The organism is Streptococcus suis, assembly GCF_019794615.1.
In the GTDB taxonomy this organism is placed as follows: domain Bacteria; phylum Bacillota; class Bacilli; order Lactobacillales; family Streptococcaceae; genus Streptococcus; species Streptococcus suis_AI.
On sequence record NZ_JAIMDU010000009.1, the window covers coordinates 35,260 to 61,684 of the forward strand.

Here is a 26,425-nt window from a genome sequence, read left to right on the forward strand (position 1 = left end):
GTGTAATATGGCAAATTTGAATCGATATAAATTTACTTTTGGTGAGAAACAGCTAACGTTAACAACCGAACATGATAACCTTTTTATGGAGGAAATCGAGCGAGTTGTTCAAGAAAAATATCAAGCGATAAAAGAAAAGATGCCGACTGCTGATTCGGAAACTTTAGCCTTGCTTTTGGCAATCAATGCTCTCTCTGTCCAATTGACTCGTGAAATAGCCTTTGAAAAAACAGAGGCTGAGTTAGCAAGTCTAAAAGCGAAGGAAAAGGTGACCAAAGAAAATATGACCTTGGTTGATTTAGATGAACTAGAGGACAAAGCATGATTTCAATAGCAATAATTCTTGTCCTAGCCTGGAGCTTTTACATTGGTTATAGTCGGGGATTGGTCTTACAAGCTTTTTATTGTCTAGGTAGTATCATTGCGATGATGATTGCAACTGCTACATATAAAAAGTTATTTTCCTTCCTTTACCTATGGGTTCCTTTCGCAAATGCAACTCAAGGTAGTTCAACTTATTATTTTGATGAAAAGTATTTATTCAATTTAGATAAGGTTTTTTATGCTGGGTTAGCTTTTCTACTTATTTACATTTTGGTCTATATCTTGGTCCGATTCCTTGGTATTTTCGTCCACCTTTTAGAGGGGTTCAATCCGGATACTCAATTAACCAATCTTATTAGTGGTTTCTTAGCGGTTTTGGTTACCTTTGTTTCTCTGCAAATTGTGATGGTTTTATTGTCTACTATTCCACTTACAGTGGTGCAAGAGAAGCTTCACAGTAGTTTTCTTGCCAATTTCATGATTCAATACACGCCATTCACTAGTAGTTTTTTAAAATCTCTCTGGTTGAGTAATATTACAGGGTAAGGGAGACCTTATCCTTTTTATCATCATTTATACTCTTCGAAAATCAAAATCAGACGTCGTTGATTTGATGAGTGTCAAGCTCCAGTGGAGTTTGACAGCCTGTTCCCTTGAAATATAAAAGGAACAGAGTTCTATCTGTATCAGAGCGAAACGAACTACGTTCGCCTATTTCCAACCTCTAAATATTCCCCAAGCCTTTTTTGTAGCGAACTTTGTTCGCCTTATCTCCAACCTCCAAAGGTTCCCCGAACCTTTGGAGCAAGTCTGATTTGAATTTTCATTGAGTATGAGTTGACTGTTATTCTTTTAATGAAAGAGAGTGGGAAAGACTATATTTTATCTAATATTGTTTTGATAATGAGATAAAGCGAATGAAAAGATTAAGTAGGAACATATGAATAATAAGATTATAGAAACCCTTGAATTTCACAAGGTAAGACAAAAAATTGAGCCTTATCTCTTGACGGAACAGGGCTTTGAAGAATTACGCCAGTTGGAGCCCATGGTGGAAGTCCATCGTATCCAACAGGCCTTTGACGAGTTGACAGACATAGCGCAGATTTTTGTGGAAAATCCCAATTTCAGTCTGGCTACTACTAGTGACATCGGTCCAGCCATGCGTCGTTTGGAATTGGATACAGACCTCAATATCGCTGAGCTATTAGCTGTTAAAAAGGTTTTGGAAGTTTCTAAGTCTCTCTTGGATTTTTATGGAAATCTGGAAAATGTCAGCCTTAGCCAGCTGGATAAACTCTTTGAAAAGATTGAGCTTTTTCCACATTTACAAGGCTCCCTCCAGTCTATCAATGATGCTGGTTTTGTAGAGGATTTTGCTTCAGAAAAGTTGGGTCGCATTCGTAGAAAAATCCGTGAAACCGAAGACCAAGTACGTCAGGTCATGCAGGATATTTTAAAAAACAAGAGCGACATGCTGTCTGATAGCATTTTGGCAAGCCGTAATGGACGCAATGTCCTTCCTGTCAAAAATACCTATCGTAATAAGATTGCAGGGGTTGTCCATGACATTTCTGCTTCGGGTTCGACCGTTTATATTGAGCCTCGGGCAGTGGTGACCCTGAACGAAGAAATCAGTCATCTGCATGCAGAAGAACGCCATGAGCTTAATCGAATTTTGCAGGAAATGTCAGATATGCTTCGACCTCATAGTGGTATTCTCCGAAATAATGCTTGGATCATCGGTCATCTTGATTTCGTCCGTGCTAAACATGTCTTTGCGCGTGATCATCAAGCGATTGTACCAATTTTGTCAGAAAAACAAGACATAGCATTACTGAATGTTCGACACCCGCTCATTGCTGAGCCTGTACCAAATGACCTGTATTTTGGTAGTCAGTTGACGGCTATCGTGATAACAGGTCCCAACACAGGTGGTAAGACCATCATGCTCAAGACCTTGGGATTAACGCACCTTATGGCTCAGTCTGGATTGCCTATTTTGGCTGATAAGGGCAGTCGGGTAGCTATCTTCAAAGAAATTTTTGCGGATATTGGTGATGAACAGTCGATTGAGCAGAGTTTATCAACCTTCTCCAGTCACATGACCCACACGGTGCAGATTTTAGCGGAGGCGGATCAAGATTCCCTCATTCTCTTTGACGAGTTGGGAGCTGGGACCGATCCGCAGGAAGGTGCGTCTTTGGCAATGGCTATTTTGGATGACCTTCGTCTGCGGGGGATCAAGACCATGGCAACCACTCACTACCCTGAGCTCAAGGCTTATGGGATCGAAACCCCTGGTATTGAAAATGCCAGCATGGAGTTTGATAGCAATAGCTTGCGTCCGACCTATAAGTTTATGCAGGGTGTTCCTGGTCGCTCCAATGCCTTTGAAATTGCTCGCCGTCTAGGTCTGTCTGATATTATTATCCAGTCAGCCCAGTCTTGGACTGATACAGATAGCGATGTGAATCGCATTATCGAGAAATTGGAAAGCCAAACAGTTGAAAGCCGTCGTCGCCTAGACAAGATTCGTGATGTTGAGCAAGAAAATTATAAGATGAACCGAGCCCTCCGCAAGCTCTATGACGAGCTGACTCGTGAGCGGGAAAACGAGCTCAACAAGGCACGTTTGGAAGCCAAGGAAATTGTAGATATGGCATTGGCAGAAAGCGAGGACATTCTTAAAAATCTTCATGCTGCAGCCAGTCTTAAGCCCCACCAGATTATCGAAGCCAAGGCAGAGCTGAAAAAGTTGGCGCCTGAAGTGGTGGATCTGTCTAAGAACAAAGTCTTGAAAAAAGCTAAAATTCAGAGGGAAGCCAAGGTGGGCGATGACATTATCGTTACAGCTTATGGACAACGTGGGACCTTGACCAATCAGCTTAAAGATGGACGTTGGGAAGCTCAGGTTGGCTTGATTAAGATGACCTTGGCCAAAGATGAGTTTGAGTTAGTCAAGGCGGAGAAGGCAGAGCAGCCTAAGAAACGCCAGGTTCACACAGTCAAACGCGCCAATGTACGAGGACCAAAAGCTCGCTTAGATCTCCGTGGTAAACGCTACGAAGAGGCTATGATGGAGTTGGATGAATTTATCGACCAAGCCCTTCTCAACAATTTGGCACAAGTCGATATTGTTCATGGTATTGGGACAGGGGTTATCCGAGAAGGGGTGACCAAGTACCTCCGCCGAAACAAGCAAGTCAAGGAGTTCGGCTACGCCCCACAAAATGCAGGTGGCTCAGGCTGTACCATTGTGACGTTTAAGTAGCAATCAACCGATGGGAGATTCTTATGATTATCAGAAAATATCAAACCAGTGATGAAAAAGGTTGGGTTTACTGTAAGGCGCTCAGCTACCTCTTCTCTCCATTCTTTGATGATAGGGAAACAGAGAAGCCCGAACTAATGACAGACGTTTATGATTATCGTGTAGAATGGGTGGTTGAAGTAGATAGCTCAAACGGTTTGGGGAACCGTTTGAGGTTGGAGATGGGACTTGCGTAGCAAGTTTCTGCTATTAAGTTGGTCTAATCGACATCGATATTTACACGGAAGAGTGCAGCCAGTCTTATATTTACGCACCAAGTAAGCGAACAGCTTATTTTACTAACCTAGCAGTCCACCCTGATTTTCAAGGGCAGGGCATTGCCCAGGCGCTTTATGAAAAAGCAGAGCAGGAATTGCGTGAACAGGCTGTCGAGAAATTAGCCATTTTTACCCGAGAGGGAGATGCAGCCAATCACTTGTATCAGAAGTGGGGTGGCTCAAACGGTTTGGGGAACCGTTTGAGGTTGGAGATAGGACTTGCGTAGCAAGTTTCAACTGTATGGTTTGTTCAGATTACCTAGTCATCGGTACCCCAAAAGACACACCTTATGTCTGTTTTGGTGTAGATCTTCCCAATGCCAAATTGGCCTTTACAGATGAAGCAGGGCAAGCTCTTCCTTATTATTTAAGAGAGGGTGTCTATGTAGTTAGTGAGGAAGCAGACTTGGATCTCTTTGACATAGAAGATGTTTATCAAGAATTAACCTATGTGGTGGATTTAACAGAAAAAAGTTGAAATATTTTCAACTTTTTTCTATTTTTGTAAATGAATCTGGGACGTGATTTCCTCTGGTCTAGTTTGGCTTGACCAATACGTTTTTCCAAGTCACTATTTTCTAGATACATCTATCTCCCCCTTTTTCTCGTAGCAAAAATTCGCTTTCTATTTTCTTTTGGTGTAGAATAAAAGTACAAAAAATAGAAACGGAGAATTGTATGGTTCAAGTTGTTACAGATGCAAACTTTGAAGTTGAAACACAAGAAGGCGTAGTCCTTGTTGACTTTTGGGCACCATGGTGTGGTCCTTGTCGTATGCAAGCACCAATCTTAGAACAATTAGATGGTGAAGTGGACGAAGACGAATTACGTATTTATAAAATGGATGTAGATGAAAATCCAAACACAGCTCGTCAGTTTGGTATCATGTCTATCCCAACACTTTTGTTCAAAAAAGATGGACAAGTTGTAAAACAAGTTGCTGGTGTTCACACCAAAGACCAAATCAAAGCAATCTTGGCAGAGATTGGTTAATCATGTAGGTTGAGGAAACTCAACCTTTTTCTGCATCGAAAGGAATCTCACATGAAAGAAATTTATCTAGCAGGCGGTTGTTTCTGGGGAATGGAAGGCTACTTTTCCCAGATCGAAGGTATTCTTGACACCAGCGTTGGCTATGCCAATGGACAGGTGGAGACGACCAATTATCAACTCCTCAAACAAACAGACCACGCAGAGACGCTCTATCTAGCCTATGATGAGACTCGTATCCATTTGCGGGAAATTCTCCTCTACTATTTCCGCGTCATTGATCCCTTCTCTGTCAATCAGCAGGGGCCTGACAAGGGTCGCCAGTATCGGACTGGTATCTATTACACCGATGAGGCTGATTTGCCGACCATCGAGCAGGTCATGACGGAGCAGTCCCAACTCTTTGGCGGACGCCCCCTAGCCGTTGAAGTGGAGCCACTCGCGCATTACATCCCCGCCGAAGACTACCATCAGGATTATCTCAAGAAAAATCCCCAAGGGTACTGCCATATCGATCTTGGGCAGGCAAAAATCCCTCTGATTGATGTTGCAGACTACCAAAAGCCAGACCAGCAAGTCTTAAAAGACAGCTTGACCGATCTCCAGTATCAAGTCACTCAAGAAGCTGCGACGGAAAAACCCTTCGAAAATGAGTTTTGGAATAGTGACCAAGCTGGCATCTACGTCGATATTACGACTGGTGAGCCCCTCTTTCTCTCGACAGACAAATTCGATTCAGGCTGCGGCTGGCCCTCCTTTACCAAACCAATTAGCAAAGAAGTTGCGACTTATTTCCAAGATAAGTCCCATGGCATGAACCGTATCGAAGTCCGCAGTCGGGCTGGTCATGCTCATTTAGGTCATGTCTTTGATGACGGACCGCGTGATAAAGGCGGTCTCCGTTACTGTATCAACTCAGCAGCCCTTCGTTTCATACCGAAAGAGGAAATGGAAGAAGCAGGATATGGACTGTTTTTAGATATTCTTTCTTAATTTTCTGAAAATACTATTGATTTTTTCTTAAAATAGGTTTAAAATATAGGCAAGATAAAAGTGAATAACCGGTTGATAGTGAATAGGAAGGATGCTGACTGTTCACAGGACGGAACTCTGGAGAGACCATCATGGCACCGAAGGGGCAAGGTAGATTATCTACTGAAACTCTCAGGTAAAAGGACAGAGCGTATAAATGTAGGGTTTTCCTATATTTTTCGCGTTACATCTAGAGGTTGAATTATTCAGCCTCTTTTCGTTTTTCCAAAAGCTTTATCTAGACCTATTTTTTTCGGAGGAATCATGTTAGAACTATTTAAGGCCATCAACAACTTTGTATGGGGACCGCCACTGCTATTGCTTTTAGTAGGTACAGGTGTTTATTTCACCATTCGTTTAGGATTGTTTCAACTAAGTAAACTACCCACAGCTTTTCGCTTGATTTTCTCAAGTGACCAGTCGGGTCAAGGGGATGTGTCGAGTTTTGCGGCATTGTGTACGGCTCTTGCAGCGACTGTCGGGACAGGAAATATTGTCGGGGTGGCAACTGCTATTACTACAGGTGGTCCTGGAGCCCTTTTCTGGATGTGGGTGGCGGCCTTCTTTGGTATGGCAACGAAGTATGCGGAAGGATTTCTAGCAATCAAGTACAGAACTAGGGATGCTGAGGGTCATGCAGCTGGAGGGCCTATGCATTATATCACCTTGGGGATGGGACAGAAATGGAAACCCCTAGCAATCTTCTTTGCTATTTCTGGTGTTTTGGTTGCTCTTTTGGGGATAGGGACATTTTCACAGGTCAATTCCATCACTTCTTCATTAGAAGCGAGTTTTGGTTTGTCTCCGCAACTTATTAGTGTCCTCCTGGCCATTCTAGTAGCTGTCATCATTTTTGGTGGCATCGAGACGATTTCCCAAGTATCAACCAAAGTCGTTCCATTCATGGCCATTCTCTACATTTTGGCAACCGTTATTATTTTAGCGACACATGTAGAACTGCTCATTCCTGCTTTGAAGTTGGTCTTTGGATCAGCTATCACTCCTGCAGCTGCTTTGGGCGGTTTTGCAGGGGCAACGGTCAAGGAAGCAATTCAGCGAGGGATTGCGCGCGGTGTTTTTTCAAATGAATCGGGTCTAGGTTCTGCTCCTATCGCAGCCGCAGCAGCCAAATCAGACAATGCCGTTGAGCAAGGTTTGATTTCTATGACAGGCACCTTTATTGATACGATTATCATCTGTAGTTTAACTGGTTTATCAATCTTGGTAACTGGACAGTGGACTGTAGAAGGCCTTGAGGGGGCCCCACTGACTCAAGCAGCCTTTGCAACTGTTTTTGGAAATCCAGGGACCATTGCCTTGACTGTTAGCTTGGTTCTCTTTGCATTTACTACAATTTTAGGCTGGTCTTACTATGGCGAGCGCTGTATCGAATTTCTTTTCGGGACAAAATCCATCTTACCTTATCGTCTAGTCTTCATATTGATGGTAGCTCTCGGTGGCTTCATGAAGTTGGATTTGATTTGGACGATTGCTGATATAGTCAATGGCCTGATGGCCCTACCTAATTTGATTGCCTTGCTGGCTCTTTCTCCTGTAATTATCACGGAGACGCGCCAGTATTTTGCGAAGAAGAAATCAGATAAGACAGTCGCATGACTGTCTTTTTCTTTGGTAGATAGATCGAGAAATACGACGGATTATTTCTTTTTGGTTTTAGCAACTTTCTCTTTTTATGGGAAATGTTTTTTTTTAGAAAATATAGGAAAAATATGTATGAAAATGATAAAGTGATAGTGCAAGTGTGCTGATATGGTAGATGAAGGTTATTTTCTGTTGATTCTTAGTGTAGAACGGTCTTTTACTGAGATGGAGGGAACAGTTATCTGATAAATGTTTGTTATCGGAGCTATTTTGTTCCCCTTATCATCGGATAAATCGTTGGTTGACAAAATTTAGAAGTAGCGAGTAACTTATCGTCTCTAGTGCTCTCGTAAGAATAAGTGCAAATAGGATAAGTGTTAATTAACGGATTGTGAAAAATATTAGGAATTATTATATTTTGGAGGTATATATGAAAAAGATTTCATTAACTATCGTTGCATTGCTTTCTCTGGCGATGCTTGCTGCTTGCAATGGTCGTCAAACGGAAGAAATAGTCTCAGAACCTTCAACGGAAGAAGTTATTGAAGAAACCACAGAATCATCTGAAATTTCTTCAACAGAAGAGGTAGTGGACGATTCCGAAGCTGATGATGGAACTATTGTCTATGATGGCACTATTGTTGACAATACAGACCATCCGGAATATGACCCTTATTATAATGAATATATTGGTTCAACCAAGGGAGATTTCACAGAAAAACTCGACCGTGAATATTCTAGGGAGGATGACAGACACTATTTTGAGTTCTGGATAATCTACAATTCATCAGTACACAAGTGTTTCTTAGGTGTATGGATGATAGATGGGGTTCCTTATTATTTAAAGGATGAATTCTATTATGATTCTAAGCTAGAATTGAAGGAATATGTTTTTAGTAAAGATGCTGTATGGGACCTCAGCCATGTTGTTATCACAGACACCGAGGAAGAATATCAGACTATGTTAAATCGGATAACCCCAGACCTAAACCTTCCATCATTAATAGATGAGAATTGGAACTCTCGTTACTAACTCATCAACAAACCCCTCGTTCGAGGGGTTTAACCTTTTTCAGATTAAATTATTTTTTCGAAATTATCAAATATCGCTCGCGACCAATACCTTCGGAGTGCGTTTCAATATCAGAATAATCTTGTGCAACTTTATGAACAATGCGACGATCGGCGGCGTTCAAGTTCACTTTAAAATCTTGTCCACTCTCTCGGACTTTCGAAATCCAACCTTCAGCTTTCGCAGCAATTCTATCTGCGCGCTGGCGTTTGTAATCGGCGACATCCACATTCACTCGAACCATCTCAGCATTTCGAATTGTTAAAGCTGAAGCGATCAAATGTTGAATCGATCGCAAATTATCCGCGTTTCGACCAATCAAAATCGAATTCAATTCACTCGACGGAACAGAAAGTTGAATAACCTCATCTTCATAAGTCGAATAAACCGCCAAGTTTACTCCATAAAAACTCAAAATATCTTCTAAAAATTTCTGCGCAAAAACAATCGATTCTTCGCGATTCATTATTTTTTCCTCCTGTTATCTTTGGCTTTAATTCGCCGAACATTGTCCGACGGCTTTGGTTTTTCGACGATTTGAGCTGGTTTTGCGTTTTTGATTTTTTTCGAAATGGCTTCTAACCAATTATTTAAAACTACAGGACCCCACTTTTTAATGTATATTAGAGGAAAAATAGGGAGGTTCATGAGATGATGATTAAACCAATGGAAACGGAATGTGGAATTCAGGGTAAAGCATATGTGTATTGGAAGTCCTGGCAGGAGGCTTATGCTGGATTGTTACCTCGGGAATTTTTAAAGGATGTCTATACTTTGGAACGCTATCAAGGTTGGGCAGTTCGCTTTCCTAAAAATATCCTAGTAGCAATTGTTGATGAAAAGGTTATTGGTTTTGCCAGTTATGTCTCATCTAATCAGAAGGATTTGCAAGGATCAGGGGAGTTCTACGCCCTCTATGTTTTGACGGACTATGATGATCAGAAGATTGGCTATCAGCTTTTGCAGGCGGCTGTGGAAAAATTGCAGAGCTACGAAACTATTTCCTTCTGGGTACTGGAGGGGAACGCATGAGCCATTTCTTTCTATGAAAAAGTGGGCTTCCGATTTGACGGAGTTAAAAAGATAGTCAATTTAGGTGTAGAAAAGCTAGAATACCGCATGGTGTGGAGACGGAAGGCTTGAATGAACTATTTTTAGTTAGGGGTAAATCAATACCTGAATACTGTTGTTAGAATAACGAATGTAGACCAGTTGATTTACTAATTTTGTTTGGAATTGGATAGGAAAAAATTAGAAACTTTCTCTTATTAAGAGAAATGTTTTTTTTTAGAAAATAAAGGAAAAATATGTATGAAAATGATACAATAACGCAGTATATGTATGCTAATAGATATCAAATTAATCGTTTCTATTAGAATATGCTCATCATTACCGAAAAGGAGGGCGACAGGTAGTCGTTGAATGATATGAAAAAGAATAAGAAGTTTGCAAAATTGGGTATCAAGTTGATGGCCTCAACGGTACTTGTGGGTTGTGGGGTAGTGCTACCAGCAGCTACTTTAGATTCTGAGAATACTATTGCCTATGCAGAAACCTATACGAATACATCTAATGATCTTATTGGTGTAGTAGTATGGCATCATGCTCACAACACAGATGGAAGTTCGTTCCGTTTAAATGGTGATGGGGATTATATTGAGGTTCAGCCTGGAGAAGAAATTACGTCTTCTACACCAGAATACGAAGGTTATACACTGTCTCATACGACCTATTCTCCACCCACATGGGATGGTGGTGATGGTATTCTGAGTTATGTGTATAAACAAAATGAAGTGGTTGAGCAGCCAAAACCGGCAGAAGATACGAAACAGGAGCCTATTTCAGTAGCAGTAGTTGCAATTTCTGAAGCTGACGGTCCATTATCCGACTATTATATTACCATCAACCCTGGAGAAACAAAGACTGTAACTCCACCAACAGTCGACGGATACAAGCTCGATAAATTCACTGCCCCAACTTACGAGCTTACTTATGACGATGCTTCACGTTTAGTGAGTTCTGCCGGATTTGCATGGGTTCAATTTTGGATGGAAAAAGATACTTTTAATCCAGAACCAATTCCAAAACAACAGGAACTCCCCTATACGGTTGAATGGTATGTAGATGGTCAATACTATGATGGATATACAGATAGAATTAAACCTGGAGAGTTATATGAAAGATGGGTTGCTGATAAAGGTGGTATTCCAGTATGGAGTGATTTCGCAGATTTGGCAGAAAATAGTCCGCAGTACTATGAAATTACTTATGAGAAAGTAGCGGCTGGTGAAAACTATTATCGCTTTGACTTGGTGAGTAAGGATAAGGAACCAACTCCAGAACCAGAAGTACCGAATAAACCAATTGAAGAAGAAAATGCAAAACAAATTACAGTATCTCATTATGAAACTCTGGATGATTCTGGTAGTAACCTAAAAATGCTAGATACCACAACTTATACTCTAAAACCAGGAGAATCAATATCCGTTGGAGCAAAACAATTCCCGGGATACCGTCTGGTTGATGGGATGAGTAGTATAGTTCGTTACGAAGATTTAGTCAACACAACTGACAATAATTGGAATTTTATATATGTTTTAGATTCTGTAGAAGAACCTACAAATGGTAACAACTCTACCGATACCAATACAGTAAATTATACTATCCAATTAGTAGACCAAGACGGTCAAGTTCTCCAAACCATTCAACAGAGCGGAGTTGAAGGAACGGAAGTGACATTTGATTTTCCAGTAATATCAGGTTATAGAGTAGGTAAGACTGAGGGCTTTGACTCATGGACGTATGGGAAAGGTGGTACTTTCAGACTAGTTGCGAATAAGACTGTTAAGGTATACTATGACAAAGCTCCTTCTATTGACTCCTTAATTAGACCTGAGCAACGTGTGGAATATCAGCAAGTTTTTGACACCTTCCATGCCACTGTCTTGAAAGCTTTTGAAGTCTATAAGAAAGAGTTGGGAGTTGATGATATTACTTATGAAGCGAATGATTTAGATAGAATATTTGCGGACAGAAATTTATCTGTACTCCATTCGGAATTAGTATTGGAGCAACCTTTATTTGATAAACCAGTAGGCAAAGTATTGACAGATCAAGATATTATCAATGCTATTGGTTGGGGACCCGAATACTGGGATTATCAAATCTCTTACCGTAAGGAAATTACCCAGAAACTTGAACAAGCAATGGCTAACATTGCTGCATCAAAAGCAGAACCAACTGTCCCTGTAGACCAACCAATTACGATTAAGGTTGTCTACCGAGAAACACAGATTGAACCAGGTCAAAAAATTACTCCTTTCAAGGAGGAGACATTTACCATTACTCCTGGTGAGAGTGTCACTCTGGCACCGAAAACTTTTGATGGTTGGAAGCTTGTTGTGGGTTCAGAGCAAACTGTGACCTACGAGCAGGCTAAACGTAAGAATTTATACTATTTTGAATATGTTATGGATTCTGGGAACACTCAGGGAGGCAATTCAGTTGACATCCCATCTGAGCAACCAGTTGGAGAACCTATTAGTGTAACATTCCGTTTCGTTGATACCGAAGGTAATATTATCCATCAAGATATAAGCTGGAGCGTTTCTAATGGCGGAACTCCGGCTATAAACGAAGCTCCAGCAATCGATGGATATGAGTTGGTTGATCCTACCCAAGCAGAGATGCTCGTGACGTATGAGCAGGCGAAGGAGAACGGAGTTTATATCATTAGATATACTAAGAAGATAACCCCACCGTCTGATAAGTCTAATGGTAGCACAGTCACAGCTCCAAAAGATAAAGAAAAAGATTCAACATCTAATTCTAATATTTCGGTTGGTGGAGATAAGCAACCAACGGATAATAAGAAAACGGAGCAGTTAGCAGTAGATACAAAAGAAAAAGCAGCTACATCAGCTACGGATTCTAAGAAAGAGGAGAAATCTTCATCAGGCACCAAAACCTTGCCAAATACAGGACAAGCAACATCGGCATCAGAAATGACAGGTTTTATGATGCTAGGGTTGGCAGGTTTAGCATTTGCGATTAAAAAACGTAGAAGAAATGGCTAACCTCTTTGAATAATCACCATTATTCGTGGATTCCTCATAATAAAAAGTACAGGACATCAAGTCTCTGTACTTTTTTCTATATCTGGTAAGAAATCTAGCCAATATTCATTCCAAGGTTTCACAATATAGGCATAGCCTGATGATGGGAAAGTCCAATCTATGTTTTCAAAATAGGCCAATGTAGCATTTGGTTCAATATGATGAATGTTTGAGACATGCTTGTTGTAACTACCAAATGTTTTCATTGTCAAAGATAGTTTTCGTTTCTCGATTGTTCGAATACAGACGGAAACTTTAAATCGCTTGGCTGGAGCATGCAGACGAAAACTGCCAAATCTCACTGGAAAGCTTGCAAAATATTTAGTCTGCAACTCTACTTTATATGTATTTGCTGGTTCAATATTTTCTAGTAAAATAGAACGCTTATAGGGAAAGCTGTGATTATCACTGTCGAGAGTTTCATCAATTACCTGAGTAGCATCAGTGTAGTCCTTTCCATTAATTTTCAGACTAACAAAGTGGAGATTGCTTCGCAGTGTGGGAGTTGAATATAAAAAATTAACCAGATACTTGTCTTTATATTTGTGAACGGGATTGGGAAGTGGAGCCTCAAAGGTACGAGTTACCAATACCTTAAACAATTTTGTTTCGATGTCTGGATAAATAATGACATCTCGTTCATAACTCTTATAATATTGCCCAAGTTGAATACACTCTTCCACATCACTATTAAAATGAAGTATCTCTTGAGATGGAAAATCTACAGAAGGAGTGGTGTCAATATTTGAAACATAAAGGAGGGAGAAGAGGATTGTTGTAGAAATATACTGGGCATATAGTTTTTTAGAGAACAGTTGGTTTAATGTTTGCTCTTGTTGATAGCGAATATCATCGGTGCAGGTAGGGATGAGCGAGGAAATTTCACCTTGCTTTGCTTGTTCAAATAGTGCTGTTGCAATCGCTGTGGCAGGGATATCCGGATGGTGATTAATTTTGTCTGCAAATGTCTCCGCAAGTTCAGTAAATGGCTGCTTGGCAATGAATTTACGAATTTTATTAGGAATATTTTTTCTGCCATTAAAGTATTTTGAACAATCGGAAGTATTTACATAAAATTCCTCATCTGCCTTACCGGGAACCCCAATGACTTGGAAAATACTATTGACGGTAGCTTCTTGTTTTACCCACCCAGTAGTTTTATTATTTGTTTTATTTATGGATAAGATAGTCTGTAAGATTTCGCTAAAAGTTAAATGTCTCATACCCACTTACCTTCTTTTTCATAGAATCCTATATTAAGTTTACCAAAAATAACCATATAAATCATGTATTTATATGCTGGAAACTTTCTTTTTGAAAAATGGAAAGTTGTCCGTTTTATAGATAATTTTGCTTATTTAAAAAACAACATTCATTTTTTAAAAAAGCAAGGACAATTATGCAAGGAAATGATAATGTTGTAGTATTATTTGCGATACTTTTCTAGGAATGTGTATCAGTGCTTATATTTTTCAAAGTATCTGTTTATATTTTTAAGGAAAATTTTTTAGCAATGCGGTTATTATTTATTATGAGGAGTGAATAATGGTAAGAGAAACTTTTGATGATTATAATATCTCTGATCAAAACTTGATTTTCAATGAGGAGGAGGCAATTTCAGAGGTAGAAACCGGTACTGTATTTGAGAAGACTTTAGAGACAAGTTTAAGTAGTTTGTCGTTAAAAGATATAATGTTAGAAGTTTTATCGAATCAAACTATCATTAAGGATAGAGTTGAAGACATCCTAAATTCACAATTTTCGAGTGGTGATAAGGAAGATATCAACAAATTGATAGATTCTATACTTATTTCACAAAATGAGCAAATCACTGATTTAGGAAATAAGTTATCTCAGCTGCTTAGTTCAAATCTAAAAACTCAACAGAATTTTGCTAAATTACTTAGATTACAAGAAATAAATTCAAATCTTCACGATGAATTATCATTGTATAAATCAGGATTGTTTGAGGAAATAAAATTGCCGATTTTTCGGTCCATTTGGAAAGTTAGAAAAAATTTAGTAGATGAACTGACAAGTTACAAAAAGAAAAAAGGAATTGAAAATGAAGATTTTGTTGCTATTCTTGAGAGTGCTATAGAAGATATTGACGAATTATTAGAAAGTAACCAATTACATATATTTACAGGTGAAGTTGGAGATGTATTTAATACCATATCTGACAAAAAATATAATGATGTTTACACATCTCAGAAAGAGTTACACCTAACTGTGGCAATGGTTCGAAATTCAGGTCTTGAGAAGGGAAGTATAGTCATCGAAAAGCAAGTTGTAGATGTCTATAAATATGCAGAAACAGCGACGGAGGAGAAATAAATGGAAAAGATAGTTTTTGGTATTGATTTAGGTACAACTTATTCAGCGGTTTCATATGTTGATTCTTATGACAAACCAGTTATATTAAAAAATAGGAATGGTAAAGATATTACACCAAGTGCAATATACTTTGCAGAAGATGGCAATATTGTAGTAGGTCAAGCTGCTAAAGAAGAAGCCGAAATGGATCCTATTGGTTACGTTGAATTTTTTAAGCGTTATATGGGTACTTCTTTCGAAGAATTGCCAAATAATGTGAAGGAAAAATTTACCATTGGATCCAAAAAATATCGTCCTGAAGAGTTATCCTCACTGGTGTTAAAAGAACTGAAACGCTCAGTTGATGAATCTTCCTTAGGGGTTGAGATGGAACAAGTTGTTATTACTGTCCCAGCCTATTTTAATGAGGCTCAGCGAATGGCTACGAAAACTGCAGGGGAATTGGCGGGGTTACAAGTGTTAGAAATAATCAAAGAACCTCTAGCGGCTGCTTTTGACTATACGCAAAGTAACGGTGAAGATAATAAGACATTTTTAATCTATGATTTAGGTGGGGGGACTTTTGATGCGACAATCATGTCTATTTCTGATCAAGAGGTTATAGAGGTTGCGTCTGAAGGAGACAGTCAGTTAGGCGGTAAGGACTGGGATCAACGTATTTTTGAATTCTTATATGAGAAATTTATGGAAGTACACCCAGATTATAAATTTACTCCAGGGGATGAGAAACAACTTCTTTTAAAGTCAGAGGAAGTTAAAGTAAAGTTAACTAATTCAGATACAACAAAGGCAAAATTGAACTTTGATGGTGAAAAAGCTCAGCCAGTGATTACTCGTCAAGATTTCGAAGAAATGACAGAGGATTTGTTAGAACGAACATTAGAAATTACGGATCAATTAATTGAAATTGCAAGTGGAAAAGGTTTTAGTATAGATACAATTCTATTAGTGGGCGGATCTACTCGGATGCCAATGATAAAAGAAGCACTTCAATTGAAATATGGTTTGGAGCCTAAAACACATGATCCAGATCAAGCAGTAGCTAAAGGTGCTGCTATTTGGGCTGTGTTTGCTTATATAAAAGGTCAAAGAATTGTTGAACAGTTAGCCTCTGGTGAACTACATGAGGATGACTTGACTAAGGAGCAACAAGAGGTATTAAGGAATAAAGATAGTTTTTATGATAAATTAAACACGTCTGTTGCAAGTTTTGGAAACTTAAACGACAAGGAAATTGTAACCGCTGCAACAAAAACTTATGGGGTCAAATTATTTCATGGCAATGAATTGAAAATACAAAATATTATTATAAAAAATAGTCCACTTATAGGTGGATATATTACAGGAACTATAGGGGCTGGGACACGGTATGAATCACAATCTGAAGTCTTAATTGAGATAATCGAATCTGATGAGATGAAGGATGTTGTAGATTATAAAGATTATATGGCGGAACAAATGATAGGAGAGTTACTATTAACTATGCCTGCTGGGTTACCTATTGGAAGTCCTATTGAAGTGACATTAACATTAAATGATCAAGGTATAATTAATGCATACGCCAAAGAATTAACCGATGGTCGGGAAGCAAGTGCAGAGATCCAAATCAAGGGACTAATGACAGGTGAAGAGATTGAAGAAGCAATCGAACATATTAATACAATGAATATCGTTGATGAAATTTAATGATATTACATAGCAGTTTTTTCTCCTTTAAGGTGTGATAGTTGTAGTCAATCTTTGAGAGTTGTTAACTTTGATAGTACATAAGACAAGTTATTAAAGGTGACTTTCCAAATAAAAATGCAGTCACCAAAGTGAAAGATGTTTATTGAAATAATTTTTCCAATGTTGCCCATGTAGTTCTATTAGGGATTATTTCTTTATGCTGGGAGCATTGGACTAGGAGGAAAGATTGGGATAATGGAAAATATTTGTCAATTAGTCGACTACTATTTATACTGTAATCTCGGTTATGTGTTGGATAGAGAAAAGGCTTTGGATAGGTGCATGTCCTTACCGTTTCAAAAAGAAACAGTAGTGTTAAGAGAATTTATAAAAAATGCAACAGATAATCAATACATATCGTTTATAGGAAATGCTTATTCTAAATCTTTTCATCAATTGGAAGTCTCTCTGATTCAGGCTAGCAATTTTTCTATCCAACCGTTGAGTCAAAGTGACTTAAATAAATTGCTTTCTATTAATTTTCAGGGTCAAATAAGTAATACAGCTCTTCATAAAATGATAACTAATCTAAAGATTAGACTAGAAGGAACTAAGAAAAGTAAGGCAGAACTGGATGCAGAGCGTGAAGAAAAAGAAATTAGGGCAGAGAGTGTTTTAAAAGAATATAAGGTACCTCAATTTCAAAAACGTTTAAATCGAAATGATTTACAGAATTTTTTAGATGTATATGATTTTTTAAACTATCGAAATCACATTAAGATAAAAGACTTAGAATTTCCAGCAACTCAGTTTTCAAAAGAAAGTAGCTTTAATGAAATTCGTACTAGGTTAGATTATCTTCGAGCTCAAATTAATGGTAAATCTGATAACACGACTTTTAAAATATACGATAATCTTTTAATTGAGCTAGATAAATATTTTATTAATTCAAAATCAAAAGAAAAATATGATACAGCAATATCATTCGATGGAATCCGAAAAATAATAAAAAAAGATTGTTTGGAAAATGAAGCATTAAAGATTATCTTTAATTGGTCAAATTTTTCTAATAATAAAGAAGAAGTAGAGTGTTTTGTCTCTTCTTTATTTATGATACAAACAGGGAAAGAATTAGAAGTAAGTAAACTTGAAAAAATCGATTACTTTCATTGTATTTGTGGGAGAATGATTCCAGATGATCAAAGGAAGTGTTGTCCCATTTGTCGAAGTCGGAATAAAAAGTTTAATTCAGTTGAGTTAGATGAGTATTTATTAGATGTTTTTCTAAAATTAGGCATGTTTGAAACTGCTAGAATAAGCGATATTAATCGCCAAAAGGTTCAAAATGCAAAAAATAATACGTTTGAGTCATTTTATGAGTCATTTTCGCGTAAGTATTATTACGATGCTTTAGTTAAGCTGGAAACTATTTCGAATAAATATGAGATGTTTGAAAATATAGTTCGGCAAGAAGAATTGACTGCAAAACAGGCAGTCAGAAAAACTGAAGAATTAGTAAAAATTTTAACTCAAAATATTAGTAGTAGAGATAATATTCAAGAAACGTTACTTGAAATATATAGAACTACTGCAGATTACCCTAGAATTGAACAACTTTGTCAGGAATGTATCGGAACTAGTTTTTCACAATTTATTAAGTCAGTTGAACTTCTGAAATTTAATATGGATAATCTGAGCGTGGTATTAACGGATAGATTTGGAATGGGTTACGATTTAAGGCTGAAATTAGATACAGAGATATTGTCTGAAATTTCTAGAATACAAAATTTTCAAGTAATTTTAGTTGAAGGTAATGTGAGTAGTCCAGAAGATGGTAAACGATTACGACCGTTTTATTTAGATAGTTCACAGGAATTATTTAAAAAGAAAATTAGATTATTATCTTCTGAAATTCAATCTAAAGAATATACATTATTCTTTAGCAATGGGGAATCTTATTCAAGTCCCAAGTACTTCGAAGTAACGTAAGACCTAATTTTTTAGATAATATTTTAAGAAAGAGAATCATATGAAAGATAAAGTACAGTTTATTTGTCCAAAATGTTACTGTGAAAATAGGATTAAAGATATTACTTACTACTCCCCTTCAAAGATGAGAGTATTTAGGCCTGTAATTGTTGGGGCAGGTATAGAGTTTCCATTAAAAGATGTAGTAACTGATCAGCTTTGTGAAGGTGAAAGTATTAAATTTTCTACAGTGGTGAGTGAAAACAATATCAATTCTATGGGAATTTTCTCTGAAGACGGGAAGCCTTTGATTGCAATTTGTAAAAATTGTTTTGAAAATAGCGAACATACAGAAATCCCTGAAGAAATATTTAGAGGGAATTATAAGACTTTTGTTATTGCAGGAAGCAAAGGTGTGGGAAAAACCGAGTTGTTTACATTAATGACAGATGATATTCAAAGATATGGTCATAAGTATTTTGAAGGAGATGCTGTCAGTTATATTGAATCAAGTGAAGAAAAATCAAAGCGTAGGCAACGAATAGAAAGTTTGAAAAGGAATGGTCGATTAGATGGAACTGCAAATGATAGCAGAGAGAGTATTATATTTAAAGTAAAGCGTTCTTCATCCAAAGAGGAGGTTTATTCAATTTATGATGCAGCAGGAGAAAAATTTGATGACTACTCAAGTAGTACACTCGCAAGTCATGCTTACTTTAATAATGCAAAAGGGATTTTTCTTCTAATTGATATTTTACAACTCTCAGGGGTAAAGTCGCGAGTTAGTCCCGAACTTAGATCTGAGTATTCGGGAATTCGAAATCAAGATGTGACCTCGATTGTTTCGAATTTGACAAAAATAATTCGCTCATCAAGAAGTATTTCTCAAGGTGCAAAAATTTCGATACCGATAGCCGTCATACTGACAAAAGTGGATGTTATTTTGAAAGACTTTTCAGATATTTTTGATGAAGAGTTTATAAAAATCGGTTTCACAAAAGATAAAAGTATTGAGAGAATTGAACTCATTAATAACGTTACAGAGAATTTTTTGAATAATATTGGAGAAGTAGCACTTTTGAGTCAATTAAGAAGTGAGTATAGCAATATTAAGTTTTTTATTCTATCTTCCAGAGGATTGAATTTTGAGGTTGGAGAAGATGAGGATATTGACTCTTTTCTTGTGGAGTTGCCACTAATATGGCTTATGAAAGGCAATGAACACAACAGTCTGAAATCAAGATTTATGGCATGGTTAGGAGGACAGTGATGGGGCATCAGTTAATCTATACAGTTGCAAGATTTGGAGTCAAAGGCCAAGGTCATTGTATTTATAGTTATGATAAACATTTTCCACAGGATAAGCTAAGAGATACGAGTTATTTTTCCAAGTTTAAATTACCGAATACTGTAAATGTATCGGATATTACAGATGCTTCGAAAGAAGAGGTATCATTACCGTACAGTTTTGCATATTTTTTTGATGGGAAGTATAACTTCTTTTCAAAGAGATATTTAGGAAAAGAGTACTTAATTAGTAATGCAAGACCAGGTAATTTTTTGAATCATTGGGTAATCCTTGATGAACTAAGACAATATCCTATCGAAAAATTTGAAAGTCCAACTTTTCGGACTTCAATGGACGTTGAAGAGGTTGATAATACAAAAATTCCAGATTATTTATCTGATAATATAGAGTTGCTAAATGGTTCACTTCAATTAGATATTGTAAGAGAGTTTATTAAATTAGAGAATAATAAAGAGATACTGTCACGGTTACTATCCGCTGTATTGGATGAGCAAATAAATAATCAAAACAAAACAGTTATTATCATAGATGAATTTGAGAATATTCCACTTTGGATTGCAGCTATTCTCTATTCACTTCCATTAACTTTGGCAAAACAGCTCAGTTTTTCGACTTTCGAATACTCTCCAAATGAATCTTTTATTCAGAATAAACGTTTTGATATTGTAGGAGTAATTCCTGAAGGAACTGACTTTCGTCCAAATAATTCAATGTTTTTTCATGTTTTTGATATGCAGAAAGAAGTATTTCCGACTACCTCTCGTGCAAATTACAGATATTCTGATTGGGCTGTTGCTACTTTGCTAGATAACACGAATGGCTTGGCGAGTTTCGAAAAATTACTAATCGAAAATTTCAACTATCTAAGTATGAATAAAGATATTGATACCATTTTATCCTACTATGAATACCTAAACAATAAACCTAATCTGGCTACTTTTAAAGACTCAATGTCAGCGATTTCTGTTTATGGAAAGCCACATACACAATTTAAATTTTTTGAGCAACTCTTAGCAAGTCCTATATTATCAGACGTTTTGACTACGAATTATCGGAAAGATATAGTATCTCATATTAGAAATAAGAATAAAGAGTCAAAAATCTCTCTTTTTAATGATTATTTATTATTGTTGAAATCATCTGAGAGGGATGATCAATATGACTCCTATTTAATAAAGGAACTTTGTGACGACTTTATATTGTTTAGTCAACAGTTAAAGTTAAAGATACTAAATAATGTAAATGACATTGAGTTATTTCAAAACCTGTTTAAGTCGTATTTAATTTCTAATATTAACGAGGCATTATTATCGGTTAAATATTTAGATGTTACACGCCAGAAAAAAATAGAAACTATCTTAATGCAGTTTGATGAATACAATTTAATATTCGTTGAACAAGCAATTAATGATCAGTGGGACTCTAGTTTAACTAATAAACTTATTCATGCATATGTTGATCAACTATGTGAAATAAATAATGACAGTTTGATTACTTTAATAATAAATTGGTACTCTACACATGTACATTTCGAGTTGCCAACTCAGCTATATTTATCATATGTGAGGAAAGCTTTGTTACTAGCAAAATCTCAAAAAGAAAGGCTTTCTATTTTAAGAAAAACAATTCAGAAATTACAAAGTGAGACTCTACCGCATGAAATACTTGATAAATTTTGCACGGATATTTTAGATTGTTTGATTAAGGATGTAAAATCACCTGCTGATATTGAAAGCTATTATAAAATTATATCTACTATTTGTAATGTTGATTCTCACTTGGTGACTTGTCTTTTAGACCAAATTAATAGAGGGCACAATGAACTTTTTTTTGTATATTTACAATTTTTCCATAAAAATAAGGACTTTTCAGAGGAACAAACATTGGCTTTTGTAAGTAATAAAAAACTCAAAAGAAACTTTGAAGAAATAGATAGAAAAATTAAGCAAGATAAAATTCAGGTTTCAAATAAATTTTATAGGTATTTTGTTTCCTTGAAAAATATTAATTCTGAAGCGAATAAATTCAAACTTTTTTCAATCTTTGGGAGGTAAGAATGGGGCTTGGATGGGGTTTGTTATGGGGGACAGCAAAATTAAGTAGTTCACTAGCCCATAAGTTAAATGATAATATTAATGACTTAAAATCTAAGACTTCTTTTAGTGCTAAGAAATCTGGATATGCTTTATTTGGAGATAAAATTGGTTATGATAGCGAAGGGGTGCGAGATTATAGAGCACTATTACTACCCAAGTACGTTTCAAATAATGATAAGCAAATCTTAGCACAAGGAGAATACCAGCTGGGGAAGATAAAAAATCCACGAACTCAGGAAAAAATCCCTTTTTCAATTTTTGGAGAACATATATTCACTCATCAATTATTAATTGCACCGTCTGGGAGCGGGAAAACTTACGGGGTGATTGTTCCAGCAGTTTTATCGCTTTTAGAAAATCATTTTAGGGTGGTTGTGAATGATGTTAAAGGGGATATGTTAAAACTAATAGTTGAAGCAAAGAAAAAATCTAATATCTCTCAAAAGTTTAAGGTCAGATCTTGGAATCCATTTGATTCACAAAGCTCGCACCATTGGAATCCACTAGATGAAGTGAAAGATAGTAGAGATACGTTGTTAGTTCAGGCTATAGCAGATTCATTATTGGGGAGCAATGATAATCAAGGTATTGAAAATAAACACTTTGTAGAACGTGACAAACGTTGGTTGCAAGGGTTAATTATGCTTGTGAAGAAAAATGCTGAGCCCGAAAATTGCAACTTAACATATATTTATAAACTACTTACAATAAACCAAGCAATTTTATCTGATTTGATAATGGCTGAAGAGGACCTATCTATAAAAGGAAAACTACGAGATTTGCTTGATATTGAGAGTACCCTTTATTTGAGCGGTCTTGCTTCTAAATTATCTATTTTTGCAGAAAGAGATACAGCAATTGTTACAAGAGATAGTGATTTTTCTTTAGACGAGTTGTTAACTACTGAAGGTTTACTGGTGCTACATTCTCCGATAAGTCGTGGAGAGGTAGCGTGGAAACTAAGTGCATTGTTCTATGGTATGATGAAAGTAAAAATATGTTCCACTGGAAAAACATCAGTTTTGATTAGTTGGATGATGGATGAGGCAGCTTTTATTGCTCCTAAAATTGCTCTTTCTGAGTCTTTGGCACAGCTTCGTTCATTTGGTGTAAGTATTACAATTGCAATTCAAAGCATTTCTCAATTTGGTGATGATATCTCCTTTTCAAAATATTCTTCAAATTGTTCTTCAAAGATACTTCTCCAACATACTGATAGAGTATCTGCGACATTTCTTTCTAAAGAGATAGGCACAAAAACGGTTAAACAAGTTTCTAAAAGTATTGGGATGCATTCAACCCATAATATAAATTATCAAATCTCAGAAGTACCAATATTATCGGAGACTGATATTATGCACTTTCCTTCAGAATTTGGTTTTTATACTGGAATTTTTTATAACCCCAAGATACTAAAGGAACCGCTTTTGATAGATTTTGAGAGGTAAATATGTCTCTAAAAGAAATGAACAACACTGAAAAAGTAATGTTTGGAGTTGAAGTAGGCGTGGCTGTATTAGGTGTACATAAAAATTTATTACAACCACTTAAAATAGATACTGTTCTTGTTTCTAATGCAAACAATCAAGCTTGTTTAGAAATAAAAGATGGTAAATCGATGGAGCAGATTGATAACTTACTAGGTCAATTATCGGATGTAACTGATAAAAATAATTCTGAAATCTATCGAAGTTCACCTTATAAAAAAAAGGATTATTCTGAGAAAAGGTATAAATAAGATGGAAAACAATAGGCGAAAAATGAATGTTGAACATTATGGACAGGCAAGTAGTTGGCTTGTGGAAAATAATCCAAAATTGAATCACCATCAAATTAAAAAAAGGGAGGACGTTACAACTAGTATTAAAACAAAACAGAAATTAGGACAATTAGCTTTTAACTCTCAAAAACTTAATAATAGGAATCGAAACAGACAATTAGGGAGAGTGGCTATAAATAGTATTCAACAAACTCATCGTGTCAAAGAGCGATAATCGATAATCTATGGAGGTATTTTTTATAATGAATAATGGGTTAATTAACACACAAGGGACACATATTCAAATAGCTAAAAAGCTATTTTATATCATTTTAATTATTATTATCTTGGTGAGCGGGACTATCTTTTATTTTGTAAATAAAACTAAAAACGAAAAGTTTGCCAATCTAGCATACGATTTTAAAAGCATTAAAGTCTTGTCAAAAGACGGAAATAATCAATGGACAATGCAAACATTATCTGATTATTATTTAGCTAATGTACCAAGCGTAGATAATATAGAGGTAGAAAAGAAAGTAGCGACAGATTTTGACTACATATTATCTAGAAAATCTTTAGATGAATATAATAAATTTTCTGATACTTCCTTTACTGAATCATACTTACTTGATAATGTTGGGGAGAATTGGCAGGATTCAGAGGAATATAAATTTATAATGACAAAGGTAGCTAGTGAAACACTATCTGCGAAAGAATATGCACGTTTCATTTGGTATAATAAAAACAAAGTTGCAATAACAGATAATTATAAACTACATGCTTCAGAACAAGTTGAGGAATAGTCAGATATAGTTCGATTTTTTGAGAATTATTAAGACATCAACAGAATTAATCAATAAAAGCGATAATAGCACATTTGAATAGCAGGCAGTGGCTAACACTGTCTTTTTTGCGTTTTTATTGTCATTTCTGCTATAATGAGTTTATGAATGATTTTATTACAAAGTACTTGTCTCAGTTTAATGTTGAGGCGATTGTGACTGCTAGCTTGAACAAGATTTTGTCTCTTATTTTACTGTTCATTACATTTTATATTCTGAAGAAAATCGCTAAAGCTTCAGTTAAAAAAGTGCTGGTACCGTCTCTAAAGATTTCAAATCATGAGCAAGGACGCCAAAAGACAATCAGTCGATTAGTGGAAAGCAGTTTAAACTATCTCCTTTATTTTATTCTGCTTTACTGGGTACTCAGTATTTTAGGCTTACCTGTCTCAAGTTTGTTGGCAGGTGCAGGGATTGCAGGGGTTGCTGTTGGACTGGGAGCACAAGGATTTCTTTCAGACTTGGTGAATGGATTCTTTATCTTGATTGAACGACAGTTTGATGTAGGGGATGTTGTCAAGTTGACAAATGGTCCAATTACTATTTCTGGTACTGTTGTTAGCATGGGGATTCGGACAACGAAAGTGCGTGATGCGGATGGAACCCTACATTTTATTCCAAATCGTAATATTTTAGTTGTCAGCAATCAGTCGCGTGGGGAAATGCGTGCACAAATTGATATCCCTTTGAAATTTAATACAGATCTAGAACAAGTTTACCGTATTATAGAGGAAGTCAATAGTCGCGAGTTAAGCAATTTTGAACAGATTACCAATATCAGCATTTTAGGGCCGAAAACAACGGTAACAGGACAATTTGTTTTTCGTGTCAACTTGTTTGTTACAAATGGTCAACAAACAGTTGCCTATCATCGATTTTTTGGTTTATACCAAGATGCACTAAGGCAAGCAGGTATCGAATTGCCATCAGAGAACCAAGCGTAAGCTGAAGAGGAGGAGAAGATTGAAAGACTTTGTTATTGAAGATGGACAAATGTACTATCGAAAGAAACCTTTATACCGACAACCACTTTTTTGGACAACAATTATAGGGCTGGTACTAACCTTTGTATTAGGGGTTACATGTGTTATTTTGACTTTAGGGCTCAGTGTATCACAAAGTCAAGGGACGACCTATCCAGATTATTTAGACGAGACTTTGACATATGAAGAGTACCAGATAGGTGATAAAGTTAATTTTTCAGATGGTCTGGATGTAACAGTGACATCGATGGGAAAAGATGACAGCGTAAGCTTAGTGGATGATTATTATAGTTCAGCATACGTTGTCGAGATGGAGGTTGAGAATACAACAGATGAAAGAGTGTATTTTGACGAATATTATTTCAACCTTATCGATCCAACGACTCAAATACCTTTTGCATTAGACTTAAGTACATATGATGTCAATTTGGTTGAAAAGTTAGAACCAGGTGAGAAAATAAATGTAAAACTCATTTATGGTGTAGATGACGAGACAAGTTTTGGTTTCGTTTATGAAGAGGCCATGTGGACAGATTTGATTTCTGAAGGAATCTAATAGAAAAAATCCCGAATTGATTTTTGCAATTCGGGATTTCGATTATAGTTATTCTGTTGGTTGGAGGCTATCACAAAGTAAGCGCCCCATAACAAGGTACCTATCCAATCATTCACTCCTCCAGTATACTGTAATAAAAAAACTGGAGGATTTTTTTATGTCACAACCCATTGTCCCATTG

At 36.6% G+C, this 26,425-nt stretch carries 22 protein-coding genes, 1 pseudogene and 1 riboswitch; of the genes and pseudogenes, 21 read left to right on the forward strand and 2 right to left on the reverse strand.

Annotated elements, in window-relative coordinates; translation table 11 throughout:
• Positions 1–7: 7 nt before the first annotated feature.
• From K6V43_RS03750 to K6V43_RS03785, 8 genes and pseudogenes are all read left to right on the forward strand, one after another.
• Positions 8–325 carry a hypothetical protein gene (locus K6V43_RS03750; protein WP_024404041.1) on the forward strand — a complete coding sequence of 106 codons (318 nt, stop codon included), beginning with the start codon at positions 8–10 and terminating at the stop codon, positions 323–325.
• Positions 322–870 carry a CvpA family protein gene (locus tag K6V43_RS03755; protein ID WP_105127257.1) on the forward strand — a complete coding sequence of 183 codons (549 nt, stop codon included), beginning with the start codon at positions 322–324 and terminating at the stop codon, positions 868–870. The genes K6V43_RS03750 and K6V43_RS03755 overlap by 4 nt, the downstream gene beginning before the upstream one ends.
• Positions 871–1,264: 394 nt before the next feature.
• Positions 1,265–3,598 (forward strand): endonuclease MutS2, encoded by a 2,334-nt coding sequence (locus K6V43_RS03760; protein ID WP_222381763.1) that lies wholly within the window; start codon positions 1,265–1,267, stop codon positions 3,596–3,598.
• Positions 3,599–3,621: 23 nt separating this feature from the next.
• Positions 3,622–4,393 (forward strand): annotated as a pseudogene (locus K6V43_RS03765) (GNAT family N-acetyltransferase).
• A 200-nt stretch (positions 4,394–4,593) separates the two neighbouring features.
• The gene (gene trxA, locus K6V43_RS03770) at positions 4,594–4,908 is read left to right on the forward strand and encodes a thioredoxin (RefSeq protein WP_024391759.1); all 315 of its coding nucleotides are present in this window, start codon (positions 4,594–4,596) and stop codon (positions 4,906–4,908) included.
• A gap of 51 nt (positions 4,909–4,959) precedes the next feature.
• Complete coding sequence (msrB, locus tag K6V43_RS03775; protein WP_222381764.1) at positions 4,960–5,898, forward strand: peptide-methionine (R)-S-oxide reductase MsrB; 939 nt, start codon at positions 4,960–4,962, stop codon at positions 5,896–5,898.
• Positions 5,899–6,005: 107 nt separating this feature from the next.
• Positions 6,006–6,095, forward strand: a riboswitch (glycine riboswitch).
• Positions 6,096–6,201: 106 nt separating this feature from the next.
• Positions 6,202–7,554, forward strand: coding sequence for an alanine/glycine:cation symporter family protein (locus K6V43_RS03780; protein WP_222381766.1), 1,353 nt, complete (start codon positions 6,202–6,204; stop codon positions 7,552–7,554).
• Positions 7,555–7,969: 415 nt separating this feature from the next.
• Positions 7,970–8,572: a hypothetical protein gene (locus tag K6V43_RS03785; protein ID WP_222381768.1), complete on the forward strand. Its 603-nt coding sequence runs from the start codon at positions 7,970–7,972 to the stop codon at positions 8,570–8,572.
• A 49-nt stretch (positions 8,573–8,621) separates the two neighbouring features.
• On the opposite strand, the gene K6V43_RS03790 is transcribed toward K6V43_RS03785, so the two are convergent.
• Positions 8,622–9,077, reverse strand: coding sequence for a R3H domain-containing nucleic acid-binding protein (locus K6V43_RS03790; protein WP_222381770.1), 456 nt, complete (start codon positions 9,075–9,077; stop codon positions 8,622–8,624).
• 185 nt (positions 9,078–9,262) lie between these two features.
• On the opposite strand from K6V43_RS03790, the gene K6V43_RS03795 reads away from it, so the two are divergent.
• Both K6V43_RS03795 and K6V43_RS03800 read left to right on the forward strand, forming a co-directional pair.
• On the forward strand, positions 9,263–9,643 hold the full coding sequence (locus tag K6V43_RS03795) for a GNAT family N-acetyltransferase (protein WP_261311770.1): 381 nt from the start codon (positions 9,263–9,265) through the stop codon (positions 9,641–9,643).
• Between the two features lie 395 nt (positions 9,644–10,038).
• Complete coding sequence (locus tag K6V43_RS03800) at positions 10,039–12,687, forward strand: LPXTG cell wall anchor domain-containing protein (protein WP_222381772.1); 2,649 nt, start codon at positions 10,039–10,041, stop codon at positions 12,685–12,687.
• Positions 12,688–12,743: 56 nt separating this feature from the next.
• On the opposite strand, the gene K6V43_RS03805 is transcribed toward K6V43_RS03800, so the two are convergent.
• Positions 12,744–13,949 carry a hypothetical protein gene (locus tag K6V43_RS03805; RefSeq protein ID WP_222381774.1) on the reverse strand — a complete coding sequence of 402 codons (1,206 nt, stop codon included), beginning with the start codon at positions 13,947–13,949 and terminating at the stop codon, positions 12,744–12,746.
• Between the two features lie 322 nt (positions 13,950–14,271).
• On the opposite strand from K6V43_RS03805, the gene K6V43_RS03810 reads away from it, so the two are divergent.
• The 11 genes from K6V43_RS03810 (at position 14,272) to K6V43_RS03860 (ending at position 26,244) form a co-directional block, all read left to right on the forward strand.
• Complete coding sequence (locus K6V43_RS03810; RefSeq protein WP_222381775.1) at positions 14,272–15,063, forward strand: hypothetical protein; 792 nt, start codon at positions 14,272–14,274, stop codon at positions 15,061–15,063.
• Complete coding sequence (locus K6V43_RS03815) at positions 15,064–16,749, forward strand: Hsp70 family protein (RefSeq protein WP_172089583.1); 1,686 nt, start codon at positions 15,064–15,066, stop codon at positions 16,747–16,749.
• 237 nt (positions 16,750–16,986) lie between these two features.
• Entirely contained in the window at positions 16,987–18,720 is a 1,734-nt protein-coding gene (locus K6V43_RS03820) for a hypothetical protein (RefSeq protein WP_222381776.1), read from the forward strand.
• Positions 18,721–18,760: 40 nt separating this feature from the next.
• A complete protein-coding gene (locus tag K6V43_RS03825; RefSeq protein WP_024391767.1) occupies positions 18,761–19,969 on the forward strand; it encodes a hypothetical protein in 1,209 nt (402 codons plus the stop codon).
• Positions 19,969–22,062, forward strand: a complete 2,094-nt coding sequence (locus K6V43_RS03830; RefSeq protein WP_024391768.1) for a GAP1-M domain-containing protein — start codon at positions 19,969–19,971, stop codon at positions 22,060–22,062. The genes K6V43_RS03825 and K6V43_RS03830 overlap by 1 nt, the downstream gene beginning before the upstream one ends.
• Positions 22,063–22,064: 2 nt before the next feature.
• Positions 22,065–23,552, forward strand: a complete 1,488-nt coding sequence (locus tag K6V43_RS03835) for a type IV secretory system conjugative DNA transfer family protein (protein WP_024391769.1) — start codon at positions 22,065–22,067, stop codon at positions 23,550–23,552.
• A gap of 2 nt (positions 23,553–23,554) precedes the next feature.
• Positions 23,555–23,842, forward strand: a complete 288-nt coding sequence (locus K6V43_RS03840) for a hypothetical protein (RefSeq protein WP_024391770.1) — start codon at positions 23,555–23,557, stop codon at positions 23,840–23,842.
• Position 23,843: 1 nt separating this feature from the next.
• Positions 23,844–24,098 carry a hypothetical protein gene (locus K6V43_RS03845; protein ID WP_024391771.1) on the forward strand — a complete coding sequence of 85 codons (255 nt, stop codon included), beginning with the start codon at positions 23,844–23,846 and terminating at the stop codon, positions 24,096–24,098.
• 28 nt (positions 24,099–24,126) lie between these two features.
• Positions 24,127–24,666, forward strand: a complete 540-nt coding sequence (locus tag K6V43_RS03850) for a hypothetical protein (protein ID WP_172089587.1) — start codon at positions 24,127–24,129, stop codon at positions 24,664–24,666.
• A 143-nt stretch (positions 24,667–24,809) separates the two neighbouring features.
• Positions 24,810–25,649: a mechanosensitive ion channel family protein gene (locus K6V43_RS03855; protein ID WP_222381777.1), complete on the forward strand. Its 840-nt coding sequence runs from the start codon at positions 24,810–24,812 to the stop codon at positions 25,647–25,649.
• Positions 25,650–25,668: 19 nt separating this feature from the next.
• Positions 25,669–26,244, forward strand: coding sequence for a DUF4352 domain-containing protein (locus tag K6V43_RS03860; protein WP_261311771.1), 576 nt, complete (start codon positions 25,669–25,671; stop codon positions 26,242–26,244).
• Positions 26,245–26,425 lie beyond the last annotated feature (181 nt).